7 protein-coding genes are annotated in these 7,141 nt (G+C 62.2%); 2 read left to right on the forward strand and 5 right to left on the reverse strand.

Going from position 1 to position 7,141, the window contains the following annotated elements; translation table 11 throughout:
* Positions 1 to 134: 134 nt before the first annotated feature.
* The 4 genes from N826_RS38065 to N826_RS45855 form a co-directional block, all read right to left on the reverse strand.
* On the reverse strand, positions 135 to 632 hold the full coding sequence (locus N826_RS38065) for a YciE/YciF ferroxidase family protein (RefSeq protein WP_044437118.1): 498 nt from the start codon (positions 630 to 632) through the stop codon (positions 135 to 137).
* Between the two features lie 604 nt (positions 633 to 1,236).
* Positions 1,237 to 2,049, reverse strand: coding sequence for an alpha/beta hydrolase (locus N826_RS38070; protein ID WP_052832796.1), 813 nt, complete (start codon positions 2,047 to 2,049; stop codon positions 1,237 to 1,239).
* A gap of 301 nt (positions 2,050 to 2,350) precedes the next feature.
* A complete protein-coding gene (locus N826_RS38075) occupies positions 2,351 to 3,142 on the reverse strand; it encodes an SAM hydrolase/SAM-dependent halogenase family protein (RefSeq protein WP_044437701.1) in 792 nt (263 codons plus the stop codon).
* A 152-nt stretch (positions 3,143 to 3,294) separates the two neighbouring features.
* The gene (locus N826_RS45855; RefSeq protein WP_044437702.1) at positions 3,295 to 3,861 is read right to left on the reverse strand and encodes a cold-shock protein; all 567 of its coding nucleotides are present in this window, start codon (positions 3,859 to 3,861) and stop codon (positions 3,295 to 3,297) included.
* Between the two features lie 661 nt (positions 3,862 to 4,522).
* Between N826_RS45855 and N826_RS38095 the strand changes: the two genes are divergently transcribed.
* Entirely contained in the window at positions 4,523 to 5,551 is a 1,029-nt protein-coding gene (locus N826_RS38095; RefSeq protein WP_044437705.1) for an IS110 family RNA-guided transposase, read from the forward strand.
* A gap of 658 nt (positions 5,552 to 6,209) precedes the next feature.
* On the opposite strand, the gene N826_RS38100 is transcribed toward N826_RS38095, so the two are convergent.
* On the reverse strand, positions 6,210 to 6,581 hold the full coding sequence (locus N826_RS38100) for a helix-turn-helix domain-containing protein (protein ID WP_044437706.1): 372 nt from the start codon (positions 6,579 to 6,581) through the stop codon (positions 6,210 to 6,212).
* A gap of 304 nt (positions 6,582 to 6,885) precedes the next feature.
* Between N826_RS38100 and N826_RS38105 the strand changes: the two genes are divergently transcribed.
* Positions 6,886 to 7,131 carry a hypothetical protein gene (locus N826_RS38105; RefSeq protein ID WP_157599430.1) on the forward strand — a complete coding sequence of 82 codons (246 nt, stop codon included), beginning with the start codon at positions 6,886 to 6,888 and terminating at the stop codon, positions 7,129 to 7,131.
* The last annotated feature ends 10 nt before the right edge of the window (positions 7,132 to 7,141 follow it).

The following is a 7,141-nucleotide window of genomic DNA, read 5'->3' on the forward strand; positions in this document are numbered from 1 at the left end:
CATATGGCCAGCATGAACGATCTTTAGCTTAACTGGACCTGTCCACCGGCTGGCTGTTCCAAGCGTGCCTTAGGCCACGGGGGAGGTCGCGTGGAACGCCTTCCCCCGCACGTGTTTTCCAGGCCAAGTAGGGTTCACGCAGCCTGAAGGGCCTTGGCGTTGACCTCGCCTTCGGCGATCTGGTTCAGCTTCTCGTCGGTTGCCTTTTCTTCCTCAAGCGTTTGCTGGAGCAGCTGGGCGACTTCCGTCATGCCACAGGTTTCGGCCAGGGTGCGCAGCGAGCCGTAGCTGGCGATTTCATAGTGCTCGACCTTCTGGGCCGACATGACGAGCGCCACGTCGAGAACTTCCGGCGGATGGCCACCGCCGATCAGCTCCTCCGCTTCCTCAATCAGCCCCTGGGTCGCTTCGCATGTATTGCCGCCGGGTTGGGCATTAAGCTTCTGGAAGATCTGCTCCAGACGCTGGACCTGGCCTCGGGTTTCCTGAAGATGAGTCTGGAAGGCCTGCTTCAGCTGCTGGGACGATGCGGCCTCGGCCATTTTCGGCAGGGCCTCCAGGATCTGCGTTTCCGCGCTGTAGGTGTCCTGCAGTTCCTCGATCAGAAGGTCCTTGAGTGCTTGTTCGGACATGGTGGCTCCCTTTCCTGTACTTTCTTCCTGACCCGTGCCGCATGGTGCATTCAGGTCCAGATCCACAACAGCGCTGCCAAACAATGATCTCTATGAACTCCAGCAATTTCTGGTGGCGGAACCTTGTTCTTCCGGATCGTCAGGCCTGATTGCCCTGGCAAATGGCTTTTGTCGTCGCTGCTGCCTTGGCTTCGTCCGCTACAGCAGCTTGCGTTAAATCTGGATCGCTTTGGAACGTAACGTTCCACGATGATACGGGAACAGGGGGCTCAGATTTAGCGCACGGTGCTGTAGTTCAGCGAAGGGTGTGGTCAGGACCCGCTTCACCCGGTTGCGCTGCCCTCCCTTTGCGCGGCTCCAGCGGCGGTTATTCGTCCGTCCGGCCTGGCGCCGCGCTGCTCAGAAAAGGCTGTTCGCGGATCTCCCGTCACAGCCCACCGCCGCTGCGGTATCCTGCATCCCAGCATGCCTCCAGGTAATTACAGAAAGCTCCAGGATTTCCCCGAGCCGCAAAAAACGCCTTCGTCGTCGGCATACCCACCAGAAGCCGTTTTCACACCCGGCGCATACCTGAAAGTTGACACAATCCCTGTTCCACAGGCCATCAGCGTTCCAGAAAGGAAAGCCATTGATCGATCGCTGGTGACAATGAGGAACTGCCCACCAGCTCATGCCCAATCCCTTCGAACGGCACCAGTTGAGCACGGTTGCCGGCTGCGCCGGCAAGGCTCACTGCGTGACTGTAAGGGATGGTCTGATCCGCCGTACCATGAAGGATGAGGATCGGCGCCATGACGCGATTGATTTTCCCGATGTTGTCGAAGCGGTCGCGCATCAGCAGCCGCACGGGGATCAATGGATAGGCGGAAGCCGCCACGTCGGGCAGCGACGTATAACCGGAGATCAGGACCAGGCCGGCAACCGGATGCGTGGCGGCTATTTCAGTCGCCGGACCGGAACCAAGTGAATTGCCAACCAGAACCGTTCCGGAGCTTGGCACCCCGTGCTCGGAGAGCCACCTCATGACGCTGCGGCCATCGGCATAGAGCCCACTCTCGGTCGGGCTGCCAGGATTTCCATCATAGCCCCGGTAGCCAACAAGAAGCAGACCATAGCCTTTGGCCACCAGACGTTCGGTGACCCGAAGCGAGCCGGATAGTCCATCGGCGTTGCCGTGGAAGTAGACCAGGGTCGGCGCCTTTGACGCGGCTGGCCGATATAGCGCGCGCAGGTCGAGGCCGTCCTCGGTGCGATGGGATACCTCCTGAAATCCAGGAACGCTGTTGAGGGCGGGTGGCGTAGGGGACATCCCGGCCTGGAAGATCATGGGCCGCTGCATGGCATAGAGGGCGCCAACGATCAACGCGTAGAAGCCAATTAAGGGAAGCACCAGCGATAGAAGCTTGCTCGACAACATCTCCGAACCCTGCTGGCATTGCCCCTGGCACAATGCTGCCGGGGCGAGAATTCACACAAGCGCCTTTTCTGATGCTCTAAACTCAGGCCACAACAAGAGCCTCAATAGCTGGTTTCCAGGCGGCGTCAGCCTCTCGAACGCAGGTGCCGGAGGCATCGACCGGAAGCACCGCGCCGAGCCGGACGGCCGCAGGTTCTGCCAGAGCTTCAGGATCCGCGACCTCCTGATCGCGGGAACCCTTCAGGCCGGACATTCGTAGGCTGGATCGCGCCACCTTGACCGGGCGTACACCAGGTGCTGCTCAGTCCAGCACTTCCACCTGGTCGCCGATGCCGGGGCGCTGGAACGTCTCCCAGGCGTTTCCTCCGCGCAGAAAGATCTCCATCCAGCGTGTTTCACTGCCCATCCTGTCCGTCCACCCGCTGCTTCCCGGCGCGAAGGCCAGCTGGCCGTGCGTGACGGAGAACGTGCCGTCGCCGGCAGTCGCTTTGTGCTCGTGCCCACCGATCCGCAGGCGCACAGGCGCCCCTGCCGCAAAGCGTTGGGCGTCGGCGCGCATGGTGGTCTTCAGGTTGCCGTAGCCATCGATGTAGGCAATGGCGTCTTCCGGAACAGCCGGAGTCTGTCCGGGCTCGATGGTTTCAGCCAAAGCGTCGGGATGACCGAGAGCGATGGCGGCTGCGGCCTGCGGAAAAAGGTCGCGGGAGCGGAACTGTGACCCCGCAGCGGGAACCGCTGCCCAGCGCAGCTCCTCGGCGGCATCGCGCACGAAGCTGAAGGCATAACCGGCGTTGACGCCGATAACGCGCACACCGGTGGGCAGACGGGCAAACGCAAGACGCTCCCCGGCATTCGCCTCACGCGCCTCCTCGACATCCTGGCGCGGTGCGACGTTGTGGTAGATGATCGTACCGGCAGGCGCGTCGTTGAGCCCGAGCTGCGCGATGCAGAAGCCGGCGGCGAGGGTGGCGAAGGCGGGTACCGGCGTCAGCACCGGTTCGGCATCGGGCAGGTGGAGCTTGATGCGCTGCACCACTTCGGCGAAGGCGAGATCGCCCGTTGGGCCGTAGTCGGCGACGATATGCACCAGCATGGCGTCCTCCTCTTCCTGGATCCGAACTCAGGAACACCTCGTGAAGAATGCTCCATCATCTCAAGGCATCTGAAAACATCCCGCAACCGACGATGTCACTGCCCGACATCGATAAATCAGCACCTCGTCCGCCAAAACCTGCCGAGTGGCCGTCAGATCACCTCAAGGCTGTCGGTTTCCGGGCCTTTCTGTCCTGCCCTCTGGGTGAAGCGAACACGCTGATTTTCGCGCAGGGTGTCCAGTCCAGCGCGCTCGACGGCCCGGATGTGGACGAAGACGTCCTTGCCTCCCTGATCGGAAGCGATGAAGCCGTAGCCCTTCTCGGAATTGAACCACTTCACCATGCCTTCAAGGGGTTCGCTGCTGCCTGGCTCTGGAGCGTAGCCGTAATCATCATAGTTGCCGACGCTCTGGCGCGGATAGCGGGATCCAGCTGACGGACGACTGCTCCGTTGCGCCGGAGCAGTGCCGGCCTCGACGCTGTGGATGGTCGACACCTGCGCCCCCTTCTGACCATCGGCCAGGTCGCACACGATGATCGATCCTTCGTCCAGGCTCTGCAGGCCGGCCTGCTCGACGGCGGAAACGTGAAGGAACGCATCGCCGGATCCGTCGTTCGGTGTGACGAAGCCGAAGCCCTTGGATGGATTGTACCATTTCACGGTGGCTCGGATGTGGGTGGCGAAGGGGCGCGGTGTACGCGAAGATCCGAAAGGCATAGATCGGCTCGTTCAAGGATGGTTTGCTACGTTGGGAAGTTGTACATGCTTCATGCCAGAAGGGAAATGCTCCCTGATGGTCGAGGCCTGATCGAACACCAAGTTGGCCTGCCTCAGCAGGTGCCGTCGAGTTCCCGGCATGAACAACGCCTGGACCTGAAACACCAATTTCGCCAAAGCGAGACCAATGAACTGCACGGACGTCGTACAGTCTCCGCAATGAAGGAGGCTGTCTCCCGTAAGACGGCACTTCCCATGTCCGGATGCAGGAGACCATCGAACTCATCATGCCGGCAAAGGCATTTCGGTGACCGCAAGCATCTTTGCAACAAATACCTGTTGATGAGGAAACGACAGCGACAGAGAGGAGGTCGACTATGACCCTGGCTGAACCAATTCCTGAAAAGTCGATCGTCATGGTCGGGGACGAGCAGGGAACGATTGTCGGAATTCACCACGGAGGCGAGAGTTACGAGGTGGCGTTCAGAAACCCTTCGCAGTCTAGGACAGTCCTGGCCCGCGAGATTACCGCCGTCATCGAGGTCCCGCCTGGTAGCGGTTGAAGCCGGTCCGGAAGGCGTTGATGAGATGGACGGCCTCCCGCATCTGGCACGTCAGTGCCATGTGACGGATAGGTTCCTTTCATCCCGGAGATTGTGCGATGTCTGCGGCGTTCATCGGTCTCGATCTGGCAAAGTCGGTGTTTCAGGTTCACGGCGTTGATGCCCAGGGCAAGGTGGTGGTGACGAAGCGTTTGCGGCGGGACGCGGTGCTGGCGTTTTTCGCCAACCTGCCCGTGTGCGTGGTGGGAATGGAGGCTTGTGCCGGGTCGCACTTTTGGGCAAGAGAGATCGCCTGCCTCGGCCATACGGTTCGGCTGATGGCGCCGCAGTACGTCAAGCCCTACGTGAAACGCCAGAAGAACGACCGGGCCGATGCCGAAGCGATCTGCGAAGCGGTGCAGCGGCCGAGCATGCGGTTCGTGGCGGTCAAGAGCGAGGAGCAGCAGAGCACGCTGGCGATCCACCGGGTGCGCGAGACGCTGGTCGCCCAGAAGACCCAGCTGATCAACGCGCTGCGCGCTCACCTCGCCGAGTTCGGCATTGTCGCACCCCAGGGCGCCGGCAAGGTCGAGCAGCTGACCGCCGTGGTCGCCGACCTGGAGGATACCCGGGTTCCCGCTCTGGCCCGGAGCGTTCTCCAAAGCCTTATCGACCAGCTGCGCGACACCGAACGGCGGGTCGAGGACCTCGACGCCCGGCTGGCCGAGCAGGCTAAGGCGGACGAGGTGTGTCAGCGGCTGATGACGGTTCCCGGCATCGGCCCGATCACCGCGACAGCACTGACGGCGACGGTCGGCGACGCCAGGGTCTTCGAGTCCGGCCGCCATCTGGCGGCCTGGCTCGGCCTGGTGCCGCGCCAGAACTCGAGCGGCGGTAAGGAGCGCTTGGGCGGCATCTCCAAGGCGGGCGACGGTTATCTCCGCCGGCTGCTGGTGCATGGCGCGCGGGCGGTAATGCGCTGGCAGGGCACGAAGTCGCCCTGGCTTGCCGGATTGCTGAAGCGGCGGCCCTTCAACGTCGCGGCGGTGGCGCTGGCCAACAAGCTGGCCCGGATTGCCTGGGCGGTGATGGCGCGCGGTGAGGATTACCGCAAGCCCGCCGTGTCGGCCGAACCGGCGACGGCGTGAGGCAGCGATGAAGGTGCCATTCGCACTGGGGATCCCGACCTGCGGCAGAATAGCACCGTGCTCGCTCCGGCAAGGCCAAGCCGCCTTCGGCGGTGGCCCTGGCGGGCCAGCCTTGCCGTCCGCTGCGCGCGGCGCTCCTGATAAAGATAGGTCGGGGCGGAGAGGTGGTTCCGCCGATCGAACAAAGAGGTTGGGATAAAAAGAAAGAACAGGATGAGGCAGCGCCGCGGGCTCGGCAGCCGTCACGGCGCCGAGGGCGGCACATCAGGCTCTCCTTCGGTTTGCGAGGGTGACTGACGGCGTGATGACACCACAGGTCGGACCGGGATCGGCCAAACCCGCCTGCACCAATGAGCCACCGAGCTCGCTGCGTTGATTGGGCGTCGATCCGCGGATATTCATCAGGGCCAGCAGCCTGAAAGCTGCACAACAGGCCGGATAGATGGCAGCAACCGACTCTCTACGTCTGAACGCTGAAGGAAACTCTTGCAAGGCGGGGGGCCGTCCATAGATGGTGCAGCGAGGCAGGATGGACGAGTTAGCAGGCGAAGGCTGCCCCTGTAGAACTGCGTTCTGTTCCTTGCCGCGAACTGGTCAGTGCCCGCCATGTCGAACAAACACAATGACGCCCGGCGCCATCATATTCCGAAGATGAAATTCAAGGTGACGAACTGGTCGGACTATGAGGCCAGCCTGGTGGCGACTTGGGACTGGCCCGGAAGCGGGGAAAACCGCCTTTGCCCCGCCTGATCCTGCCGAAGAACGCCCTGAACGCCTTGTCGAGATGGCGGACAACCTGCTGTTCGGCCGAGTAGCTGTAGCTCGCCAACCGCTCGTCAATCAGCCGGACGGCCTTCAACTCGCTGGCCTGATCGATGTAGCTGAGCGTCCTGCCCTGCCGCCGATCCGCTTCGATCCGCTGCTGGAGGCAGGCGTTGTAGAGATCGCAGAAGCTCCCGAGCATGTCCGTCAGAGCGACCGCCTGGGTGCTGTTCGGGAAGAGCCGATATTTGTAGGTGAGGACAGGCATCAGCAGCGCCCTGCTGTCAGAGACACTCTTTCCATCTCTGCTTCAAGGAGACGACGCCGACCCTCGTTCTGTTTCCCGCCCGTCTTTGCGGCGGCCATCCTTGCCATCTGCAAGGCGTCCGGTGTGATCCTGGATGTGACAAGGGGTTCTGCCATAGCGGTAAGTGCACACCCGCCGAGGCGCGACGTCAAGCAGGAGTGCTTCTCGCCCTCCGGGCGACCGGCTTTCCTCCACCGCCTGAAGGCGGCGGTCCCCAGCTGGGGGATCTGGTGGTATGGTGCCGTGAACAGGTGGCATGAGGCACATGATGGAAGCACTTCTACTCAGGACCTCGACTACCAGCCGGTTGCCCTTTGCCGCTCGCTATGGCCTGACAACCCTCCTGGTCCTGCTGGTCTGCGCTGTACGCATGATGCTGGGCAACCTTCTCACTGCGTCACCTTTTCTGCTCTTTGTTCCGGCTGTTTTCCTAGCGGCCGTGCTGTTCAATGCCGGTACCGGCTTGTACGCCATGAACCGCCCCAGGATTCCTGGAGGCCGGTTTAGTTGAGTCACGCCGC

Origin of the sequence: Skermanella aerolata KACC 11604, assembly GCF_000936425.1 — a bacterium.
Classification (GTDB): Bacteria; Pseudomonadota; Alphaproteobacteria; order Azospirillales; family Azospirillaceae; genus Skermanella; species Skermanella aerolata.